The organism is Rouxiella badensis (genome assembly GCF_026967515.2).
Taxonomy (GTDB): Bacteria; Pseudomonadota; Gammaproteobacteria; order Enterobacterales; family Enterobacteriaceae; genus Rouxiella; species Rouxiella badensis.
In genome coordinates this window covers 416,853-439,025 of sequence record NZ_CP114062.1, presented here as the reverse complement: position 1 = coordinate 439,025, position 22,173 = coordinate 416,853, and the positions used below count along the sequence as shown (strand labels likewise).

Below are 22,173 nucleotides of genomic sequence, written 5' to 3'. Positions count from 1 at the left end.
CCGGAACTGCCCGATTTCTCAGGCATAAATTTTCAAGTCGTTACCATCGCTCTTTGAGCAGGTTATTTGGCTGTATGCCGCCAATTGCCCGCGCATTGTTGTAGTGTTGCTTGGCGATGCCCGCTTCAAACTCGTCCCGGAAATATTTAATCGCACTCTGCAATGGCTCCACGGCACCCGGCGCATGTGCGCAGAATGTTTTACCCGGGCCAAGCTGACGGCAAAGTTGCTCGAGGGTTTCGATGTCCCCGGGCTGCCCTTCGCCGCGCTCCAGTGCGCGCAGGATCTTGACGCTCCACGGCAGCCCGTCACGGCAAGGCGTACACCAGCCGCAGGACTCGCGCGAGAAGAACTCTTCAAGGTTGCGCACCAGAGAAACCATGCCGATTTCATGATCGACGGCCATCGCCAACGCGGTGCCCAAACGGCTACCGGCCTTGCCGATGCTGGCAAATTCCATCGGCAGGTCGAGATGCTGGTCGGTCAGGAAGTCGGTCCCTGCCCCGCCCGGCTGCCAGGCCTTAAATTTCAGCCCGTCGCGCATACCGCCCGCGTAGTCTTCGAGAATTTCGCGTGCCGTGGTGCCAAACGGCAGTTCCCACACGCCCGGATTCTTCACGCGGCCGGAGAAGCCCATCATCTTGGTGCCGGTGTCTTCGCTGGTCGAAATGCCTTTGTACCAGTCGACGCCGTTGGCCAAGATAGCCGGAACGTTCGACAGGGTTTCAACGTTATTAACGCAGGTCGGCTTGCCCCATGCCCCGACAGACGCCGGGAACGGCGGCTTGGAGCGCGGGTTGGCGCGGCGGCCTTCCAGCGAGTTAATCAGCGCGGTTTCTTCGCCACAGATATAGCGGCCCGCGCCAGTGTGCACCATCAGCTCGAAATCGAACCCGGTGCCGAGAATGTTTTTGCCAATAAATCCGGCAGCACGCGCTTCTTCAATCGCGCGACGCAGGTTAACGGCGGCCTCGATATACTCACCGCGCAGGAAGATGTAGCCACGGTAGGCCTTCAGCGCAAAGGCGCTGATCAACATACCTTCAACCAGCTGATGCGGCATTTGCTCCATCAACAGGCGGTCTTTATAGGTACCCGGCTCCATTTCATCAGCGTTACACAGCAGGTAACGGATGTTCATGGATTCGTCTTTCGGCATCAGGCTCCACTTCAGACCGGTAGAGAAGCCCGCGCCGCCACGCCCCTTCAGACCAGAGTCTTTGACCAGCGCGACTATCTCGTCAGGCGACATGCCGCCGAGCGCTTTCTCTGCACCGGCGTAACCGTTTTTGCTGCGGTATTCGTCAATCCACACCGGCTGCTGGTCTTCGCGCATGCGCCAGGTCAGCGGATGCATCTCCGGGGTACGGATGATTTCTTTAGGCGTGTAACCATAGATATTCATGAGTAACGCTCCAGTAACTGACCAATTTCTTCTGGTTTCAGGTAGCTGTGCGTGTCTTCATCGATCATCATCGTTGGGCTCTTATCACAGTTGCCCAGACAGCAGGTTGGCAGCAGGGTAAAACGTCCGTCCGGCGTGGTTTCACCCGGTTTGATATTGAGCTTTTCTTCGATAGCAGCCTGAATACCCTGATAGCCGGTGATATGACACACCACGCTGTCGCAATAGCGGATCACGTGGCGGCCCACAGGCTGGCGGAAGATTTGGCTGTAAAACGTCGCAACACCCTCTACGTCGCTGGCAGGGATCCCCAGCACGTCGGCGATGGCGTAGATTGCACCGTCTGGCACCCAACCGCGCTCTTTCTGCACGATTTTCAGCGCTTCAATCGAGACAGCACGCGCATCTTCGTAGTGATGTTTCTCGTGTTCAATCGCGTCACGTTCAGTCGCGCTCAGCTCAAACGTCTGCTTGTTCGCCTGAGCAGCAAAAGCCGCAGGCGTAGAGACGTTGATGTACTGAACCTCTGAGTCTTTTTTAAGATCTGTCATCGTTAGCGGTCCACATCTGACATTACAAAATCAATACTGCCCAGGTAGACGATCAGGTCCGAAACCAGGCTGCCACGGATAACCGACGGGATCTGCTGCAAGTGCGGGAAGCTCGGCGTACGCACGCGGGTGCGGTAGCTCATGGTGCTGCCATCGCTCGTCAAGTAGTAGCTGTTGATCCCTTTCGTTGCCTCGATCATCTGGAAGGATTCGTTGGCAGGCATAACCGGCCCCCACGAAACCTGCAGGAAGTGGGTTATCAGGGTTTCGATGTGCTGTAGCGTGCGCTCTTTCGGCGGTGGCGTCGTCAGTGGGTGATCGGCCTTGAACGGGCCAGCCGGCATGTTGTCGACGCACTGTTGCAGAATACGCAGGCTCTGACGCATCTCTTCCATTTTCAGCATAACGCGGGAATAAGAGTCGCTGATGCCGTCACCGACCGGAACTTCGAAGTCAAAGTTTTCATAGCCGGAGTACGGACGCCATTTGCGCACGTCAAATTCGATGCCGGTTGCTCGCAGGCCCGCACCGGTGGTACCCCAAGCCAACGCATCTTCTGCGTTGTAGGCAGCAATACCTTTGGAACGACCAATCAGGATGCTGTTTTTCAGCGCCGTCTTCATGTAGGAATCGAGGCGTTTTGGCATCCACTCGAGGAACTCACGCATCAGGCGTTCCCAACCTTTCGGCAGGTCGTGCGCCACGCCACCGATGCGGAACCACGCCGGGTGCATACGGAAACCGGTAATCGCCTCGACGACGTCATAGATTTTCTGACGGTCAGTGAAGGCGAAGAACACCGGCGTCATTGCGCCAACGTCCTGAATGAACGTAGAGATATAAAGCAGGTGGCTGTTAATGCGGAACAGCTCGGAGAGCATCACGCGAATAGTGTTAACGCGATCGCCGACGGTGATTCCGGCCAGTTTTTCAACCGCCAGCACGTAAGGCATTTCGTTAACGCAGCCGCCGAGGTACTCGATACGGTCGGTGTAAGGGATGTAGCTGTGCCAGGACTGGCGCTCACCCATTTTCTCTGCACCGCGGTGGTGATAACCGATGTCCGGAACGCAGTCGACAATCTCTTCCCCGTCGAGCTGCATCACAATGCGGAACGCACCGTGGGCAGACGGGTGGTTAGGACCGAGGTTCAGGAACATAAAGTCTTCGTTTTCGGTGCCGCGCTTCATGCCCCAGTCTTCAGGCTTGAAGGTCAGCGACTCCATCTCGAGGTCTTCTTTCTGCTTGGTCAGCTCGAACGGGTCAAACTCGGTCGCGCGCGCAGGATAGTCTTTGCGCAGCGGATGCCCTTCCCAGGTCTTCGGCATCATGATGCGCGTCAGATGTGGGTGGCCGTCGAAGGTGATACCGAACATTTCCCAGGTTTCACGCTCATACCAGTTGGCATTTGGGTAAACTTTGGTCAGCGTAGGCAGGTGCAAATCGTTTTCAGCCAGCGCGACCTTGAGCATGATGTCGCTGTTGCGTTCGATTGAAAGCAGATGATAGAAAACGGAGAAATCCGCGGCCGGTAAACCGTCGCGGTGGTTACGCAAACGCTCATCCACGCCATGCAAGTCGTACAGCATGACGTAAGGCTTCGGCTGTTTGCGTAAAAAGGTAATGACTTCCAGTATCTGCTCGCGTTTTACCCACACCACCGGGATACCGGTACGGGTCGGCTGAACAGAAAAGGCCTCAGGCCCAAAACGGTTACGCAGCTCGCCGATAACCGGATCATCGAGATGATCGCGGGTTTGCCATGCTGGCTGTGCGAGGTCTTGCGTCGTCAAATCTGTCATATTTTCTCACCACACTAAATGGTCATTTATGCCCAAGGGGAAAAGCGTTTTAGTGCACCGTCGTCTCTAATAATCTTGTCCTGACGGCCTTGCCCCTCAGGGTTGACGAACAGTGTTAAATCTCGTCAGGGGTGCGCAAATTCGTCACGGCAATACGCTCGGCGCGTTTACGCTCTTTTTCAGACTGCATATTGGCGCGATAAACACCCTGGTCACCGACCACCCATGACAGTGGGCGACGCTCTTTGCCGATCGACTCCTGCAGCAGCAGCAGTGCCTGCATATAGGCCTCGGGGCGCGGCGGGCAGCCCGGAATGTAAACGTCTACAGGCAGGAACTTGTCAACGCCCTGCACCACGGAGTAGATGTCATACATGCCGCCGGAGTTGGCGCAGGCACCCATCGAGATAACCCATTTAGGTTCGAGCATCTGGTCGTACAGGCGCTGAATAACCGGCGCCATTTTGGTAAAGCAGGTACCGGCAACCACCATAAAGTCAGCCTGACGCGGTGAAGCACGGATAACTTCCGAGCCAAATCGCGCCACGTCATGCACGGCGGTAAATGACGTTGTCATTTCTACGTAGCAGCATGAGAGACCAAAGTTGAATGGCCAAAGCGAGTTTTTACGACCCCAGTTCACCACGTCATGTAAAGCGTGTTCGAGTTTCCCCATATACACGCTGCGGTTCACTTCCTGCTCAAGAGGGTCGGCAACCGTCTCTTGTTTTTGCAGGGGGTAACGGTCGTTCTCACCGTTTGGGTCTAAGCGGGTGAGCGTATAGTCCATCTTGATGCCTCACTTTTTTATTGGCGATTGCCTTGCGGGTGATTGCTGGTCTTAATGACTGGGCTCGGGATAACCGGGCTAGCTTTCACAGGACCTTTCGAACGAGTCGGGGTCCAGTCAAGCGCGCCGATGCGAACCAGATAAAACAGGCCGGCTAAAAGGATAAAAATGAAAATCGCGGCTTCGACAAAGCCGGTCCACCCACTCTCGCGAATCGACGTAGACCATGCATAGAGATACAGGGCTTCCACATCGAAAATAACGAAGAACATGGCGACCAGATAGAATTTTGCCGAGAGACGCATATGAGTCGTACCCACGGGGGCGATACCCGACTCGAAGGGCGTTTCCGTGTTGCGTCCGCGAACCTTCCCTCCCAGGAAAGCTGCGCCTAACAACATCAGGCAACACAGGCCGACTGCGATTATTAGAAAAACTGCGAGCGCCCAGTTATGAGCGGTGACATCTGTGGCTGTTGACATACTCTATGCTTACTCATCAAAAGTGGCGTGATGCATTTGCTCTTGCCCGGCAACTTGCCTGCCACATCGATTCAAGGGAAGGATTAAGAACCACCAGCGTTCACGGGTTCCCTGCTGACCGATATCACCCCAAACTGGCGGTAATCTCATAGACTCAGGGGTTTAAAAGCGATTATCCAGTGAATTACTGTGGGCTTTTTACCCTTTTCTATAACCTTTTGTCAACTTTGACAAAAGTATCTCTACGTTATTTTACATCTTTAGCATTTTATTAACATAACATGCGAACTTCGACAGCTAAATCGAGTCAGTCAAAAAGTTAAAAAAAAGATGGTGGTTAACGAGAGTCAATGCTTTAGCGCCTACCCCTACTATTGTCGCAGGTATGCCCCATTCTTCCACTCTGGAAACAGGGTTATTTATTGATCCAGGACACGTTTTAGGCAAGATTGCTAAAAAATAAGACAATTATTGAATGAATTTTGTTTAATCATTTAAAATAAAAATGCATTTCATCAAAAAATCTTAGTATCACGACGGAGGATTTGGGCCCCAAAAAGTCCATGATTTGTGTGAGGTGATAGTTGCGTAATGAGACAATTTAAGGGAGTGATTAAGCGGAGTTAAGTCGGGGAAATAGCAGGTTGGTAAAGAAAAACTAATGAGTTGGTTATTTATTGGTCTTTGTAGTTTTCCTGTCCCCGGCCCTGAAGCGTTAACAGGAGGGCGGGGAAAAGGAAAAAAACATTTAGAACGAGTCTACGGCGCTTCTTCGTATTCGTCGTCAACGTTGGCGCGCTGGGCGTAACTATTGAGCGAATAAGGATCGTTGCCTTGTTCAACAGCGTTGAAAATAGCCAGCGCAAGATCGTTGTCACAATGCTGGTTCTTGTACAACACGTATTGCGTGTCCGGCAGTCTCGGCAGGCCGTCCTGCTCACCCAGAACTCTGAGCTCGGGGCTCATCATCTCAATAGGCCGCACCGTAACGCCCAGACCCGCTCGCACCGCAGCACGGATGGCTGAAAGCGTAGAGGCCACGTAGGCAATGCGCCACGGGATCCCGGCCTTGTTGAGGTGCTCAATCGCCATAGAGCGATAAGGGCTAGGTTCATCAAGCAGCACTAACGGCACGCTGTCGCCCGACGGATACGAGAAGTCGGCAGAGCAATACCACAGCGTGGGTGACGTTCTCAGCACGATATGTGGATGATCGGTGGTGGTCATGGTGGTGATCGCCAGATCAACTTCGTCACTTTCAAGCATCGGTAACATAAACGGGCTACGCTTAACCCGCACGTCAATTGACAGCTTCGGATAGATAGAGGTCACTCGGCTCAACAGATAAGGCAGGATGGTATCTGCGGTATCGTCTGAAGCTCCGATGGTCACTCCACCCTGAACGTCGCTATACATTAATGAAGTGCAGGCTTCGTCGTTAAAACGTAATATTTTTCTTGCGTAGCCAAGTAACTGAATACCGTGTTCCGTCAATAACTTATTGCGTCCATGCCTGGCGAACAGTTCTTTACCGACAAGTTGCTCTAGACGTTGCATTTGCTGACTGACAGCCGACTGGGTACGACAAACTGCGGCGGCGGCGGCGGCGAAAGTATTTAAATCAGCGACTGCAACAAAGGTCCTAAGCAGGTCTAGATCTAGATTAAGAATTGGACGATTTGCATTTGTCATAGTTTTTCTTCACTTTTAAAATCTAATAACAAGCTACCCTGGATAGTGCGGTAAAAGAGCCCGCATAATGCAGAATACCAGATCTGAAAGACACTCACTCATTAGATAATGAAGAAATGAGAAATATTTCTGCCTGACAACTCACAATAAAATGATCAGGATTACCGTGCTTTTTCAAATAGTGATTAAATTCAAAGAAATATAATTTCCCATCTGGAAAGCTTGATAATTAGAATCATTAACCTAGCTGTACAATAAGGCTACTAAGGCTCATTTCAACGGCTGCCGAGGCAGGTACGGCGCAGCGCTAGCAATTCGATATATAAATAATTTCTCAAAGGTAAACGACTGAAATCTATTTATTTGGTCTACATGCGGCAAATTGCTTTTGCCGATGTGTTATATCGACGCTGCCTAATAGGACTATTCCTAATCGAGTTTAGTGGGGCTAATCAGCTTCTCGACAGAATATTCATTTATTTAATTCATACTACGCAGACTAATCATCAGAATTATTTAACTAATTACTTACGTTATTATATCGTAAACATGGCTACGCGTTTACCTTTCTGATAACTGTTCAAGTTTCATTTATACACTAATGAAAAACAGAAAAACCGCGATGGCTCGCAGTTTAAGATAAAGCCCATAGCGGCCTAATATTGCTAGCATTGTTCTAATTTTCAAGAAGATGGAATTTATGTGGAAGTATCTTTTTGAATAAATTGAATTATCAGCTGTACACAGTCGAATACACTGTCAACCTGCTATTACCTGCCCTTTCCAGATAATCACACCACAGTAAGCGCAATGGGAAGAACTTAATATCATACATAAGGTTATTTTAGGTGATAGATGTCATAACCCGCGCAGTGCCTGTTGTTTTACGCCAAAGCCCGCATTAGCCCTTCAAAATCCGCCTCTGGAAGAGTAAATTGACGGCTTCGCTATGTTCTACGGCACCTCATCCAGGGAAGAACAGGCTTTACCGCAAAAGGTTCACACTGACTATGTCCCCCATTGAAAAATCCCGCAAACTGGATAACGTTTGCTACGACATTCGCGGCCCAGTGCTTAAAGAAGCAAAGCGTCTGGAAGAAGAAGGCAATAAAGTCCTCAAGCTGAATATCGGTAACCCCGCTCCCTTTGGTTTCGAAGCGCCTGATGAAATTTTAGTCGACGTCATTCGTAATTTGCCGACGGCTCAGGGATATTGTGACTCTAAGGGTCTTTTCTCTGCGCGTAAGGCCATCATGCAGCACTACCAGGCGCGTGATATGCGCGACATTACCGTTGAAGATGTTTACATCGGTAACGGCGTGTCGGAGCTTATCGTCCAGTCGATGCAGGCGCTGTTGAACACCGGCGACGAGATGTTGGTGCCAGCCCCAGATTATCCTCTGTGGACCGCTGCGGTTTCCCTGTCCGGCGGCAACGCGGTGCATTATCTTTGCGATGAAGGGGCGGACTGGTTCCCTGACCTCGAGGACATTCGCGCCAAAATCACGCCGCGCACGCGCGGTATCGTGATAATCAACCCGAACAACCCGACCGGCGCGGTCTACAGCAAAGAGCTGCTGATGGAGATTGTCGAGATTGCGCGCGAGCACAACCTGATCATCTTCTCTGACGAGATCTACGACAAGATTCTTTATGATGAAGCGCAGCATATCTCGATAGCCTCGCTGGCACCTGACTTGCTGACTGTGACCTTTAACGGCCTGTCAAAGACTTACCGCGTTGCCGGTTTCCGTCAGGGTTGGATGGTGCTTAACGGCCCGAAAAAACACGCTAAAGGCTATATCGAAGGCCTTGAAATGCTGGCCTCAATGCGTCTGTGCGCCAACGTACCAATGCAGCATGCGATTCAGACTGCGCTTGGCGGTTATCAGAGCATCAGCGAGTTCATTCAGCCGGGCGGCCGCCTGGTTGAGCAACGCAACGCCGCCTGGGAAATGATCAACCAGATCCCTGGTGTGTCCTGCGTGAAGCCGAAAGGCGCGCTCTACATGTTCCCAAAAATTGACGCCAAGCGCTTCAATATTCACGACGATCAGAAGCTGGTGCTGGATCTGTTACTGCAACAAAAAGTTTTGCTGGTGCAGGGTTCAGCGTTCAATTGGCCCTACCCGGATCACGTGCGAATTGTCACACTGCCGCGCGTAGACGAGCTGGAAATGGCCGTCGGGAAGCTAGGACGTTTCCTGGAAACCTATCGCCAATAATGCCCATCACCTTTCAAGGTGCAGAAGCACGACGCCCTGTACCTTGAAATCTTTTGGGCATCTGAATTATGTGTAAGAATGGGGCTCTGTTTACTGATGTAAGAGAGTCCTATGAGTCAAAGTCACTTTTTTGCCCATCTTTCGCGCCTTAAACTCATTGGTCGCTGGCCTCTCATGCGCAACGTGCGCACGGAAAACGTGTCGGAACACAGCCTGCAGGTTGCCTTTGTGGCCCACGCGTTGGCGCTCATCAAAAATCGTAAATTCGACGGTAACCTCAACGCAGAGCGAGTGGCGTTATTGGCCATGTATCACGACGCAAGTGAAGTGCTGACGGGTGATATGCCGACGCCCATCAAATACTACAATCCACAAATAGCACACGAATACAAAAAGATAGAAAAAATAGCCCAGCAGAAACTCATCGAGATGCTGCCGGAAGAGTTTCAAGACGACTACCGAACGCTTATCGACGAACATCACTTTAGTGAAGAAGAGAAGAAGACGGTCAAACAGGCTGACGCACTTTGCGCCTATCTGAAATGCCTGGAGGAACTCTCGGCGGGCAATACCGAGTTCTCGATGGCCAAAGCCAGGCTAGAGAAAACGTTGTCGGAGAGGCAGAGTCCCGAGATGGACTACTTTATGGCGGTCTTCATCCCGAGCTTCAGTCTGTCGCTTGACGAGATAAGCCAGGATTCCCCGCTTTAAGAAACGCCCTTTTGCTCCCCGAGAAATTGGGGAGCGATACTTACATCGTTTCAGGCATTAATAATGCGCGCAATCTCTACCGCACTGAGATGATACTGACGTGGGCAACCGTGCCAGACCGCCAACATGCGCTGATACTTCTCCCACATTTTGGTCTGTGCATTGAAACCATGCGTTCCCGCATCGAAATCAGTGTAGCGCCCTTCACTGTTTACCATAAAGCGCACATAGCTGAGGTAGCGGGATTCAGTAGCGGCATCAAAGCCAAGAAACTCCAGCCGACGGGGATCGACACCCGGTGCGTCTTCAAGATTCGAAAAAGATACCTGCATCGCGTGGTGCATTTCCATGATATCGATGAGGGTGCGGCAAGTGTCCTCGGTCAACGCACCAAAGTCTTTGTCGAGCTCGCGCATTTGTAGCCCGAAGCCACGTTCAACGATGGTTTGCAAACGGCGGTAGCGGTCCGCGTTTGCGGGATCCATGATAGTCATCATTTGATACTGATTCGACAAGATCAACCGCTGAGCGTGGGTCATTTCCATCATCGTATACCTCAAAAAGCCAGAATGAGCAAAGCATGACACAGCGCCGTCATTGGCGAAATATCAACCAGCTCATTCTTTGATTTGAACCACGATTCAGAACGAATTCTTTCTTTAAATGTCGTCCAGGAAGGTTTTATCCAGCTGTTTAAACGCGCGCTTGAGCACCTCGGCGAGGGACTGATAGGTGGGTACGCCCTCGATCGGTGCTAATGCCTGGCCGGCTTCAATCAGCTTGTGGCGAACTTCGTGGAACCAGCCGAGCAGCGTAGGCGGCAGAGGAGTTACAGAGCGACGTCCCAACCACCAGAGTCCCTGCATAGGCAGGCTACAGGCGAAGATAGAGGTGGCGACCGCAGGACCAAGCTGTCCGCCTAACGCAATTTGCCAGGCCAGCGTAAACACCGCCAGAGGCGGCATGAAACGCACACCGAAACGGGTGGCCGTAGAGATTCGGTTTTCCGGAAACACAGGAGCAAGGCGTTTGTCTGAGGGCCACGTCTTCATGTAGTGCTGACCGCGCTGGAAAATGTGAAACCAACCGACTGAACCCGATGGCTTACTAGACATGCTGCACCTCAACATCTTGGAATTTAAAAAATAGTTGCAAAACTAAAAATATATTTTATCACATACAAATATATTTTGTTTTTATCAAAACCTATCGGTATCCTAGCCCAGCCCTTTGGGGCTCACTATGGATAGCGAATTAACCCTATTATTACAGCTTGTACAACTAGCTTTACCGCATTTTACTCTGCGCCGCTTCGCTTGGGAAACAGACACGGGCAATTGAACGAATAGGCGAGAACTTACTCAAACAAGCGAACAAGTTCGTTTAAAACACCCCGTACGGCTGCTTACTGAGCGCTAAGGAACAAATCATGCCATTAAACTGTCTGAGCATGATGTTAATCATAAATCCCGACAGCATAGTGCGCTACGCTTAGGGAAATATGCTATTGAGTTAACCTTGCGTTTTGATACTTAACAGCACCAATCCAATAAATAGGTACTTCCATGTCAAGTAAGTTAGTTCTGGTTCTTAACTGTGGTAGCTCATCACTTAAGTTTGCCATAATCGATGCCGTCAACGGCGAAGAACACATTTCAGGTCTGGCCGAATGCTTCCATCTTCCAGAAGCCCGCATCAAGTGGAAACTCGATGGCAGCAAGCATGAAGCTGCTTTAGGCGCCGGGGCCGCACATAGTGAAGCCTTGAAGTACATTGTTAATACTATTTTTGCAGAAAAGCCAGAGTTGTCTGCCAATCTGGTGGCCATCGGTCACCGCATTGTGCACGGCGGCGAGAAACTGACGCAGTCTGCCGTGATTGATGCTGTGGTATTGCAGGGTATCAAAGATTCTATCCCATTTGCACCGCTGCATAACCCGGCTCACCTGATTGGTATTGATGAGGCGTTGAAATCCTTCCCTAAATTGGCTGATAAAAATGTTGCGGTATTCGACACCGCCTTCCACCAGACCATGCCGGAAGAGTCTTACCTCTACGCCCTGCCGTACAAGCTCTATAAAGACCACCACATTCGTCGCTACGGCGCGCACGGCACCAGCCATTACTATGTCACTCAGGAAGCAGCAAAAACGCTGGGCAAACCGGTTGATGAAGTTAACCTCATCACCTGCCATCTGGGTAACGGCGGTTCTGTCAGTGCCATTCGTAACGGTAAATGCGTTGATACCTCAATGGGCCTGACGCCGCTCGAAGGACTGGTCATGGGCACGCGCAGCGGTGATATCGATCCTGCGATTGTCTTCCACCTGCACGACGCGCTGGGCATGAGCGTCGATCAGATAAACAAAATGCTGACCAAGGAATCCGGCCTGCTGGGCCTGACCGAAGTTACCAGCGACTGCCGCTACGTTGAAGACAACTACGGAACCAAAGAAGATGCCAAGCGTGCGATGGACGTCTTCTGCCACCGTCTGGCGAAATACATCGGCGGCTACACCTCGCTGATGGAAGGCCGTCTTGACGCTATCGTCTTCACCGGCGGTATCGGCGAAAACGCCGCGCTGGTGCGTGAGCTGACGCTGAACAAGCTCGGCCTGCTCGGCTTCGAAATCGACCACGAGCGCAACCTTGCAGCGCGCTTCGGCAAAGCCGGTGAAATCAATAAAGAAGGCACCCGCAAAGCGTTGGTTATCCCAACCAACGAAGAGTTGGTCATCGCACAAGACGCTGCGCGTCTGACCGCATAAATATGTTCCCCCACTGCCAGCCTCTGCTGGCAGTGTTGTTTTCACAGCAGGCAGGCTTGCCTTTCACTGCGCAAGCCGCTGCCTGAAATCGTCGAAGAGGTTTGCCGTGTCTCGTACAATTATGTTGGTTCCAATTGGCAATAGCGTGGGTCTGACCAGCGTTAGCCTGGGCGTTATCCGTGCCATCGAACAGAAAGGCGTAAGCCTGAGCGTGTTCAAGCCGGTCTCTCAGCCGCGTTCCGGTGGCGATGCTCCCGATCAGACCACCACCATTATCCGCGCCAATTCCAATATCACAGCGGCCGAACCGCTCAAGATGAAGCATGTACAAAGCCTGCTGAGCTCTAATCAGCAGGACGTGCTGATGGAGGAGATTGTCGCCAACTACCACGCCAATACCAAGAATGCCGAAGTGGTACTGGTTGAAGGCCTGGTCTCGACCCGCACCCATCAGTTTGCCAGCGCGCTGAACTACGAAATAGCCAAGACCCTGAACGCTGAAATCGTCTTCGTTATCGGTCAGGGCAATGACAGCGCGTCCCAGCTCAAGGACCGCATCGAGCTGGCCCGCAGCGTGTTTGGCGGCAGCAAGAATAAAAACATCACTGGCGTTATCATCAATAAGGTCAATGCACCGGTCGACGATCAGGGCCGCACCCGCCCTGATCTGTCAGAAATCTTTGATGACTCCGACAAAGCCAACTTCGCGCATGTAGATATCGAGCAACTGGTGGCGATGAGCCCGATGCCTGTTCTGGGCAGCATTCCCTGGAGCTTTGAAATGATTGCCGTGCGCGCTATCGACATGGCGAAGCACCTCGACGCACGCATTATCAACGAAGGCGATATTCACACCCGTCGCATCAAGTCCGTGACCTTCTGCGCGCGCAGCATTCCGAACATGCTTTCCCTGTTCCGCCCAGGCTCACTGCTGGTGACCTCCGCCGACCGTCCTGACGTGCTGGTTGCCGCCTGTCTGGCCGCCATGAACGGCATTGAGCTCGGCGCGATTCTGCTTACCGGCGGTTATCCGGTGGATGAACGCATTCAGCAACTCTGCGCCCGTGCTTTCGAGACCGGCCTGCCGGTATTCATGGTTGACAGCAACACCTGGCAGACCTCGCTGAACCTGCAAAGCTTCAGCCTCGAAGTCCCGGCCGATGACCACCAGCGCGTTGAGAAGCTGCAAACCTATGTGTCTTCACATATTAACGCAGACTGGATCAACTCACTGAGCGCCCATTCAGAGCGTTCACACCGCCTGTCGCCGCCTGCATTCCGCTATCAGCTGACCGAGCTGGCGCGTAAGGCCGGTAAGCGCATCGTGCTGCCAGAAGGCGACGAGCCGCGCACCGTCAAAGCGGCTTCGCTGTGTGCAGAGCGTGGTATCGCCGAATGTGTGCTGCTAGGCAATCCTGACGAAATCAAACGCGTCGCCGCCGCGCAGGGCATAGAATTAGGTGCCGGCATCCAAATCGTAGATCCGCTTCAGGTTCGCGAAGAGTACGTTGCCCGCCTCGTCGAGCTGCGCAAGAGCAAAGGCATGACCGAAGTCGTGGCCCGTGAACAGTTGGAAGACAACGTGGTGCTGGGTACGCTGATGTTGGAAAAAGGCGAAGTAGACGGACTGGTTTCCGGCGCGGTTCACACCACCGCTAACACCATTCGTCCGCCGTTACAGCTTATCAAAACCGCACCGGGCAGCTCGTTGGTGTCTTCCGTATTCTTCATGCTGCTGCCGGACCAGGTACTGGTTTATGGCGACTGTGCGATCAACCCGGATCCGACCGCCGAACAGCTTTCCGAAATCGCCATTCAGTCTGCCGATTCAGCTGCCGCCTTCGGAATCGAACCCCGCGTTGCGATGATCTCTTACTCCACCGGTAACTCCGGTGCCGGTAGCGACGTTGAGAAAGTGCGCGAAGCGACCCGTCTGGCGCAGGAGAAACGTCCGGACCTGATCATCGACGGCCCCTTGCAGTATGACGCGGCTATCATGGCCGACGTGGCGAAATCCAAAGCACCAAACTCACCGGTGGCGGGTCAGGCAACCGTGTTCATCTTCCCAGACCTCAACACCGGCAATACAACCTACAAAGCGGTACAACGTTCTGCGGACCTGGTTTCTATCGGCCCGATGCTGCAAGGCATGCGCAAGCCGGTTAACGATCTGTCTCGCGGTGCGTTGGTTGACGACATCGTCTATACCGTGGCTCTGACCGCAATCCAGTCCGCTCAGGCTGATGAAGCGGTTGCGGTAAAATAAGCAATAAACGCCAACCTTAAGGCCGGTCAATGACCGGCCTTTTTTATGTCTTAATGAAAGAAGTTAAGTACGTGGCCATAAATCAGCCCAACGCTGATGATGTCGGCGTCGCTAAAGGTAACGTTCTGCAAACCATAGCTGCCCAGCAACGGCAGTAAAAGTGCAGGCAGTAGGGTTATCAGCAGGCCGTGAAATACGCCGCCGATGACGGCCCCTCGCCTTCCGCCTACCGCGTTGGCAAAAATACCCGCCGTACCACCGGCAAAGAAGTTGGTCAACATGCCTGGCAGGATCATCGCCAGCCCCACGTTCGGAAATAAAAACATGCCGATAATCGAGCCGACGGTGGTACTGATAAAACCGATAATCACCGCATTGGGCGCATACGGGAACAGCACCGGGCAGTCCAGTGCGGGAATGGCATTAGGCACGATGCGCAGTGCAATACCGCGAAAGGCCGGGATGATTTCGGCCAGCAGCAGGCGTACGCCCGCGAGCAGCACATAGACCCCCACGACAAACTGCACCGACTGCAAAAACGCGAATACCAGATAACTGACGCCCTTAGAATACTGCGCCACCACCTCAGGACCCGCAGCAATCGTCGGGATGAGGTAAATGGGGATCATCACCACCATCATCGATAAATAGGTATCTTGCAGGAAGGAGAAGGCGCTCGGCAGCTCAATATCTTCGGTACTTTTACTGACGTCGCCGGTCAGCTTCGCCACGCCGGCCTGCACCAGATACCCCAGCGTGCAGAAATGGCCCAGCGCGATATCGTCTGAGCCGGTTATCTTTCGCACGATAGGCTGTGCCAGCGCAGGCATGCCTACCGCCATCAACCCAGCGATGCCGCCACCGACAAGAATAAGCTCGGTGCCGCGCAGTCCGCCCATGTAGCCGACAACCGAGCAGACCGTCGCCATCCACAGCGACGCCTGGCCGGTGAGAAAAATGTACTTAACGCGGGTGAAGCGGGCGACAAGAATATTGATGATAAATGCCAGCACCATGATAAGCGCGGTTTCTCGACCCAAAGTCTGCTGAGCGATACCGGCAATCGACCCCACGTCGGTCACGACGCCACGCATGTTGAAACCTTTCTGGAAAACTTCACCCAGAAAGTTCAGCGCTCCAACGATAATGTTGGCTCCGGCGAGCAGCACCAGAAAGCCAAGCAGCGTTTTTAACGTGCCGGTGATAATCTGACCGACGTTTTTTTTCAGCGCAATAAGCCCCACCATAGCGATAAGGGCAATGAGTATCGAGGCCTGGCCTAAAACGTCATTCACAATAAAATATAAAAAAGACATCCCCTTCCCTCGCGATTAAAGGCAATTATAAACTCTCTCATTTTTATTTTCGGCGAGACTTAATTTAAATATCCCATCTCTTTTAATACCGGCGTTAACTTCTCGGTTATTTCCTTCTTATCAATCAGGCGCTTTAAATAGATAACGGTTGAACTAAGCGTGTAGTTCTCGAATTGAGATTTAAAATTGGATCCGGTCATAATAATATCGGCACGCGTAGAGGCTGCGCTTGAAATATCACAGTGAGACAACGCCGCCTTAATGCCCATATCCTTCAACGCCGCCTCAATACTCATCTCACAGGCGAAACTGCTGCCGAGGCCCGCACCGCATACTGCTAATATCGTTAAAGATTTCATGGCTTACCCTCGCATCTTATGCCTTACCCAAGATTAGATGTCGTTTGCTAATCATCATAAAAATTTATTACTGCTATTTTTTTTCTGCCCGCTGCCTTATTTTAAGACAGCGTTTACAGGCCCGAGACGGAGGGGCGCAGGGCGTGAAAGAGTCATCATTACCTAAATTTAATAATATTCAGTATGCTTTCAAATTCGCAAATAACTGTGATGCAAACCACAAAGATAGCGCTATCATTTTAGTCGATCGTTTTTTGTGATAGCGCTATCAAAAAAGCCTGCCCGCCTTAGCTTATTTTCATCCAGAGTGGCTATGATAGAATTGTAAATTAATCATTCTGCGCAGAGGATTAATTCAGTCTCGTCGGCCATTGTTCGGATGTTCATGAAGAAAAGTCAGGAGTGAAAATGGAGCCGAGAAAACGCCGCAGTACCGGACGGGCCACGCTGGCCGATGTCGCGAAACGGGCTAGCGTCGGGACAATGACCGTTTCACGCGCGCTACGACAGCCGGATAGGGTCTCCGACAAGCTCAGGGAGAAGATTTTCTCTGCGGTAGCCGAGCTGGGTTACATCCCTAATTATTCGGCCAGTGCGCTCGCATCGGCGTCTTCGAACGTTGTGGCGGTCGTCACCTCGTCGCTGACGGAATATGGGCATGCCGAGATGATTGCCGGCGTGCAGGAAGTGCTGATTCCGGCGGGCTATCAGCTGATGCTGGCCGAGTCGCAGAATCAGGAAGAACGCGAACAGAAACTGCTTGAAACCTTCATGTCCTATAATTTGGCGGCGGTCATTTTGTTTGACGCGCGGCACACCGACAGCACCTACGAGCTGCTTTCACACGCACAACTGCCGGTCGCAGAATTGGGCGCCACCGTGGATAATCCTTTGGATATCAACATCGGTATCGACAACGCCTCGGCGGTTTACAGACTAACCGAACATCTTATTTCTCTGGGGTACAGCAAAATTGGCCTGATGTGCGCGGCGCAAAAGCAGTGGGTGTCGCAACAACGTTTGCGCGGCTGGCATCGCGCCATGCTAGACAATAATCTATCAACTACGCGGGTCATCAGCACACATGCACCGTCGAACTTTAGTACGGGTGCTAACCTGCTGCCGGAGCTAGTGCTGAACTGGCCAGATATGGACGCTCTAATCTGCAGCAGCGACGAGCTGGCCTGTGGCGCGATATTTGAGTGTCAGCGCCGCAAGATTCGGGTGCCTAAAGATCTGGCCATTGTGGGATTTGGCGATAGCGACGTTGGCAAAGTATGCCAGCCACCGCTGACAACGGTCGCAGTACCGCATCGCGAGATTGGCGTTCAGGCGGGGATAGCGCTGCTTGAGCGGCTTCAGGGAGAGGAGGCGTCGGCGCAAAAGCCAATTGTTTCCGCACTGTGTAAGCGGGAAAGTTGCTAATGCAGACACGCTAAATCGTGGTCAGCGTGTCTGCAAGGGAAGCGCGAAATTACTCTTCGACGCTCAGCGGTTTGCCGTGATCTTTTTCGTTGTTACGGCTCATCCACAGCGAGAGTGCTTTCAGCGAATCAGGGGTGAACTCATCGCAGCGTGCGGTGATTTCTTCGGGTTTCATCCAGCGCACTTCATCGACTTCTTCTTCCTGTAGCGCAAAGGGGCCGTGGGAAACGCAGCTAAACAACGATCCCCACACCCGGCAGTTGTCTTGTTCGAAATAAAACGCACCATGTTCAGCAAAAGGTACACCGGCAATGCCCAACTCTTCTTCTGCTTCGCGACGGGCGGAATCGAGGATATTTTCCCCGCTCTGCACCACGCCGCCCGCTGTCGCATCAAGCCAACCAGGATAGAAATCTTTTGTTTCGGTTCGACGCTGAATCAAAATATTTCCCATGCCATCATGAACCACGATGTAGCTGGCGCGATGACGTAAGTTTTGAGCGCGCATCTGATGGCGGCTGGACTGGGCAATCACCTCGTTTTCTTCATTAACGATATCAACCCACTCGTCGCTGCTGCCGGTGTTTTGCTCTTGGTTCGTCATCCTATGAAACCTTCTCTATTGCGCGGAATGTTGCGCTGTGATTTTTCAATGAGTCACTGATTCTATCCGGCTCATGGGGATCGCTTCAATAGCAACAGATGCGTTAGTAATATGTAAAACCTATGTCAAAGGCCACGGTAATCCATCAGACTAGTCTGACATAGGCTGCTATCATTAGCAGTTATATTAACCTTATGGGTATTCTTCAACACTGTCACACTCAATTGAGTTAAGCGTTCGCATCCAGCCCCATCGGTATTGACTCATAAAGCACTGATGGACCATTAAAAAAATACGCAGGAGGCAATTATGATCGACCTTTATTATGCACCAACACCAAACGGCCATAAAATAACCCTATTTCTGGAGGAGTCGGGACTTCCCTATCGACTTCATCGCGTTGATATCAAATCCGGTGACCAGTTTCTCCCTGCCTTTCTCGCAATATCCCCCAACAACAAAATCCCCGCTATTGTAGACAGCCAACCGGTAGACGGCGGCGTGCCTCTGAGCCTGTTTGAGTCGGGTGCCATTTTGCAATATCTGGCCGAGAAGACCGGCAAGCTGCTGAGTAAGGAGCTGCGCGAGCGCACCAACACTCTACAATGGTTGTACTGGCAGGTCGCAGGCTTTGGCCCGATGCTGGGACAAAACAGCCATTTTACGCATTTCGCTCCCCAGCCGGTGCCTTACGCCATCGAGCGTTATCAGCAAGAGACAAAGCGCCTCTACGGCGTGCTGAATACCCAGCTGGAGAAACACGCGTATCTCTCGGGCGAACATTACAGCATTGCCGATATTGCCACCTATCCTTGGGCGTTGATTCATGAGCGCCAACGCATTGATCTGGCTGACTATCCGGCAGTTCGCAACTGGGTAGAACGCATTAAAAACCGCCCGGCTACCGTTAAAGCCTACTCTCTGGCCGACGCCAGCTAAGGCTTTGTGCCCCCGGTTCCGGGGGCGTTTTGTTCTGCCTATCCCGCCCCCTTTCCTGATAAATAACGCGTTCTGTAGATAATTAACTACAGGATGTGCTCTGTATCGCGTGTTACCTGGCTGACATAAACTATGCTGACTAGCAGAGCACAGATAGTAATATCAGCAAGTTAATTGGAGGCAGACTATGAAGATTTTGATAACCGGTGCCAGCGGGCTGATTGGGCGTCGTTTGACCGAGACTCTCCTGAGTCAGTCTCATCAAGTCACTGCATTGACGCGCGCACCTGAGCGGGCGGCCAAACTTCTCGGCCCTCAGGTGCAGCTCTGGAATACGCTGGCGGACAAGACATCGCTGGACGGTTTTGACGCGGTCATCAATTTGGCCGGTGAACCTATTGCCGACAAGCGCTGGACCAAAGATCAGAAACAGAAACTCTGCGACAGCCGCTGGCAGTTGACCGAAAAGCTTGCTGCGCTGATTAATGCCAGCACAAATCCACCGTCGGTATTTATCTCGGGTTCTGCAGTTGGCTATTATGGCGATCAGGGTCAGGCGGTGGTCGCTGAGGACGAGCCGCCGAACAAACAGTTCACCTGGCAGCTTTGCGCCCGATGGGAGGCGCTAGCGCTGGCGGCGGAAAGCGAGAGAACTCGCGTCTGCCTGCTGCGTACCGGCGTGGTGCTCTCCCAAAAGGGCGGCGCGCTGTCTAAGATGGTGTTGCCTTTCCGCGCCGGTCTGGGGGGGCCCTTCGGCGACGGCCAGCAGTATATGCCGTGGATACATATCGACGACATGGTTAACGCCATCCTCTTCCTGCTTAATCATGAAACCTTAAACGGCGCATTCAATCTGGTGTCACCTTACCCGGTGCGCAACGATCAATTTAGCGCGCTGCTGGGTGAAATTCTGCATCGCCCGTCGTTTATGCGCGTTCCGGCGAGCGTGGTGCGACTGCTGATGGGAGAATCTGCGATTCTGGTGTTGGGCGGCCAGCGGGCCATCCCCCAACGGCTTGAGGATGCCGGATTTGAATTTCGTTATACCGAGTTGAAACCGGCCTTAGAGGATGTGTTAGAAAAATAAAACTTTCCGGGTTCTTTTGAAGGGAGCGGTCTTTTCGGGCAAAGACATGCGCTTCGCTTACTGGGCCGTCGCTCAGTAAGCGAAGTTTAAAAGCGGCTCTTATGGCAGCCGCCTTGAAAAAGTGCCTGCGGGCTGCTAAGCCCCTATTTCACTGATGTTTGGTAGAAGATGTGCTTCCCAAACGGATCAATTTCGTAGCCGGTCACTTCTTTGCGCACCGGTTCAAAGATTTTCGAGTGGGCAATCATAATTGCCGGCGCTTCGTCGTGCATGATCTGCTGCGCCTGTTGGTAAAGCGCCACACGCTTGTCGTGGTCGGTGGTTAAACGCGCTTGCTCGATAATTTTGTCAAACGCCGGATCGCACCATTTCGCCGAGTTAGAACCGCCGTTGGCCGCCTTACAGGTAAACAATGGAGCGAAGAAGTTATCCGGGTCACCGTTCGCCGTCGTCCAGCCCATTAGCGCGGCCTGGTGCTCGCCATTACGGATGCGCGTCTGATACTCGGCCCATTCATAGCTGACAATGTGCGCCCTGACGCCAATCTTCGCCCAGTCTGACTGAATCATCTCGGCCATGCGGCGCGCGTTAGGGTTGTAAGGACGCTGTACCGGCATCGCCCACAGATCGATATCAAATCCATTCGGATACCCGGCCTCCGCCAGCAGCGCCTTGGCTTTTTCCGGCGAGTACGGATAGTCCTGCATCGTCTTGTCTTCACTGCTCCATACGTCCGGCGGCAGCAGACTCTTAGCGACTGTGCCGGTCCCCTGGAATACGGCATCGATAATCGCCGCCTTGTCCACCGCCATCGTCAGCGCCTGACGCACCTTGACGTTATCCAGCGGTTTTTTCTGCGTGTTAAATGCCAGGAATCCGGTGTTCAGACCCGATTTGCTGAGCAACGTAATATCTTTATTGTCACCGAGACGCTTGAGGTCTGCCGGATTCGGGAAAGGCATTACCTGGCACTCGTTCTTCTCAAGCTTGGCCATACGCACTGAAGCATCCGGCGTGATGCTGAAAATCAGGCGATCAATCTTGGATTTACCCTGCCAATACTGTGGGAAGGCCTTGTAGAGAATGCGCGTGTCTTTCTGATACTGCACCAGTTCAAACGGACCGGTGCCGACCGGGTCGGTATCGACTTTTTGCGGCGTGCCGGCCTTCAGCATGTTGTCCGCGTATTCCGAGGAAAGAATCGAGGCAAAATACCAGCCGAGATCTGCGATAAATGGCGCTTCGGGACGCGACAGATTGAAACGCACGGTGTAATCATCAACGCGGTCAATGCTTGAAATCAGATGGCCCATATCCAGACTGTCGAAGTTCAGATAGGTGCCGTTAGAAACGTTGTGATAAGGGTTATTAGGATCTTTCTGGCGCATGAACGAGAAAATCACGTCATCAGCGTTGAAATCCCGCGTTGGGGTAAACAGTTTATTGCTCTGGAACTTCACCCCTTTACGCAAATGGAAGGTGTAAGTCTTACCGTCCGGGCTGATATCCCAGCTTTCTGCCAGGCTTGGGATCAGTTCGGTCGTCCCGGTCTTGAAATCCACCAAACGGTTGTAGATAGGCACCGCGCTGGCGTCAACGTTGGTTCCAGAAGTATAAAGTTGAGGATTGAAAATGTCCGGCGAGCCTTCGGAGCAATAAACCAGCGTCTGTGCCGATGCCCCTGCGACCATCGCCAGGGCTAAAAGTCCGGTGGTCAGTTGTGCTATTTTTTGTTTCATGCGTTTCCCTGT

At 52.4% G+C, this 22,173-nt stretch carries 19 protein-coding genes; 7 read left to right on the top strand and 12 right to left on the bottom strand.

The window, feature by feature from the left end:
- Positions 1-40: 40 nt before the first annotated feature.
- From nuoF to lrhA, 6 genes are all read right to left on the bottom strand, one after another.
- Positions 41-1,405 (bottom strand): NADH-quinone oxidoreductase subunit NuoF, encoded by a 1,365-nt coding sequence (gene nuoF / locus O1V65_RS02255; protein ID WP_017490248.1) that lies wholly within the window; start codon positions 1,403-1,405, stop codon positions 41-43.
- A complete protein-coding gene (gene nuoE, locus O1V65_RS02250; protein ID WP_017490249.1) occupies positions 1,402-1,956 on the bottom strand; it encodes an NADH-quinone oxidoreductase subunit NuoE in 555 nt (184 codons plus the stop codon). Before nuoE ends, nuoF begins: the two co-directional genes overlap by 4 nt.
- 2 nt (positions 1,957-1,958) lie before the next feature.
- Positions 1,959-3,758: an NADH-quinone oxidoreductase subunit C/D gene (gene nuoC / locus O1V65_RS02245; protein ID WP_017490250.1), complete on the bottom strand. Its 1,800-nt coding sequence runs from the start codon at positions 3,756-3,758 to the stop codon at positions 1,959-1,961.
- Positions 3,759-3,873: 115 nt separating this feature from the next.
- On the bottom strand, positions 3,874-4,548 hold the full coding sequence (locus tag O1V65_RS02240) for a NuoB/complex I 20 kDa subunit family protein (protein ID WP_017490251.1): 675 nt from the start codon (positions 4,546-4,548) through the stop codon (positions 3,874-3,876).
- 17 nt (positions 4,549-4,565) lie between these two features.
- Positions 4,566-5,030: an NADH-quinone oxidoreductase subunit A gene (locus O1V65_RS02235; protein ID WP_026110310.1), complete on the bottom strand. Its 465-nt coding sequence runs from the start codon at positions 5,028-5,030 to the stop codon at positions 4,566-4,568.
- 759 nt (positions 5,031-5,789) lie between these two features.
- The gene (gene lrhA, locus O1V65_RS02230; RefSeq protein ID WP_017490253.1) at positions 5,790-6,722 is read right to left on the bottom strand and encodes a transcriptional regulator LrhA; all 933 of its coding nucleotides are present in this window, start codon (positions 6,720-6,722) and stop codon (positions 5,790-5,792) included.
- 1,010 nt (positions 6,723-7,732) lie between these two features.
- On the opposite strand from lrhA, the gene O1V65_RS02225 reads away from it, so the two are divergent.
- Both O1V65_RS02225 and yfbR read left to right on the top strand, forming a co-directional pair.
- The gene (locus tag O1V65_RS02225; protein ID WP_017490254.1) at positions 7,733-8,947 is read left to right on the top strand and encodes a pyridoxal phosphate-dependent aminotransferase; all 1,215 of its coding nucleotides are present in this window, start codon (positions 7,733-7,735) and stop codon (positions 8,945-8,947) included.
- A 111-nt stretch (positions 8,948-9,058) separates the two neighbouring features.
- Positions 9,059-9,658 carry a 5'-deoxynucleotidase gene (gene yfbR, locus O1V65_RS02220; protein ID WP_017490255.1) on the top strand — a complete coding sequence of 200 codons (600 nt, stop codon included), beginning with the start codon at positions 9,059-9,061 and terminating at the stop codon, positions 9,656-9,658.
- 50 nt (positions 9,659-9,708) lie between these two features.
- Here the strand turns inward: yfbR and O1V65_RS02215 are convergent, their stop codons facing one another.
- Positions 9,709-10,203 (bottom strand): YfbU family protein, encoded by a 495-nt coding sequence (locus O1V65_RS02215; protein WP_017490256.1) that lies wholly within the window; start codon positions 10,201-10,203, stop codon positions 9,709-9,711.
- Between the two features lie 114 nt (positions 10,204-10,317).
- On the bottom strand, positions 10,318-10,773 hold the full coding sequence (yfbV, locus tag O1V65_RS02210) for a terminus macrodomain insulation protein YfbV (protein WP_017490257.1): 456 nt from the start codon (positions 10,771-10,773) through the stop codon (positions 10,318-10,320).
- Positions 10,774-11,223: 450 nt separating this feature from the next.
- Here yfbV and ackA point away from each other — a divergent pair, with 450 nt between their 5' ends.
- Positions 11,224-12,426 (top strand): acetate kinase, encoded by a 1,203-nt coding sequence (gene ackA, locus O1V65_RS02205; RefSeq protein WP_017490258.1) that lies wholly within the window; start codon positions 11,224-11,226, stop codon positions 12,424-12,426.
- Positions 12,427-12,532: 106 nt separating this feature from the next.
- Entirely contained in the window at positions 12,533-14,692 is a 2,160-nt protein-coding gene (gene pta / locus O1V65_RS02200; protein WP_227953477.1) for a phosphate acetyltransferase, read from the top strand.
- 50 nt (positions 14,693-14,742) lie between these two features.
- Here pta and O1V65_RS02195 read toward each other — a convergent pair whose 3' ends face one another.
- Both O1V65_RS02195 and O1V65_RS02190 read right to left on the bottom strand, forming a co-directional pair.
- Complete coding sequence (locus O1V65_RS02195; RefSeq protein WP_017490260.1) at positions 14,743-16,008, bottom strand: PTS sugar transporter subunit IIC; 1,266 nt, start codon at positions 16,006-16,008, stop codon at positions 14,743-14,745.
- A 59-nt stretch (positions 16,009-16,067) separates the two neighbouring features.
- Positions 16,068-16,367 (bottom strand): PTS sugar transporter subunit IIB, encoded by a 300-nt coding sequence (locus O1V65_RS02190; protein WP_017490261.1) that lies wholly within the window; start codon positions 16,365-16,367, stop codon positions 16,068-16,070.
- Positions 16,368-16,775: 408 nt separating this feature from the next.
- Here O1V65_RS02190 and O1V65_RS02185 point away from each other — a divergent pair, with 408 nt between their 5' ends.
- Entirely contained in the window at positions 16,776-17,792 is a 1,017-nt protein-coding gene (locus tag O1V65_RS02185) for a LacI family DNA-binding transcriptional regulator (protein WP_084912919.1), read from the top strand.
- Positions 17,793-17,841: 49 nt separating this feature from the next.
- Here the strand turns inward: O1V65_RS02185 and yfcD are convergent, their stop codons facing one another.
- Positions 17,842-18,396, bottom strand: coding sequence for an NUDIX hydrolase YfcD (yfcD, locus tag O1V65_RS02180; protein ID WP_017490264.1), 555 nt, complete (start codon positions 18,394-18,396; stop codon positions 17,842-17,844).
- A 309-nt stretch (positions 18,397-18,705) separates the two neighbouring features.
- Here yfcD and yfcG point away from each other — a divergent pair, with 309 nt between their 5' ends.
- Both yfcG and O1V65_RS02170 read left to right on the top strand, forming a co-directional pair.
- On the top strand, positions 18,706-19,335 hold the full coding sequence (gene yfcG, locus O1V65_RS02175; protein ID WP_017490265.1) for a GSH-dependent disulfide bond oxidoreductase: 630 nt from the start codon (positions 18,706-18,708) through the stop codon (positions 19,333-19,335).
- Between the two features lie 187 nt (positions 19,336-19,522).
- The gene (locus tag O1V65_RS02170; RefSeq protein ID WP_084912917.1) at positions 19,523-20,422 is read left to right on the top strand and encodes a TIGR01777 family oxidoreductase; all 900 of its coding nucleotides are present in this window, start codon (positions 19,523-19,525) and stop codon (positions 20,420-20,422) included.
- Between the two features lie 143 nt (positions 20,423-20,565).
- On the opposite strand, the gene O1V65_RS02165 is transcribed toward O1V65_RS02170, so the two are convergent.
- On the bottom strand, positions 20,566-22,113 hold the full coding sequence (locus tag O1V65_RS02165; RefSeq protein ID WP_273637403.1) for an ABC transporter substrate-binding protein: 1,548 nt from the start codon (positions 22,111-22,113) through the stop codon (positions 20,566-20,568).
- Positions 22,114-22,173: the final 60 nt, after the last annotated feature.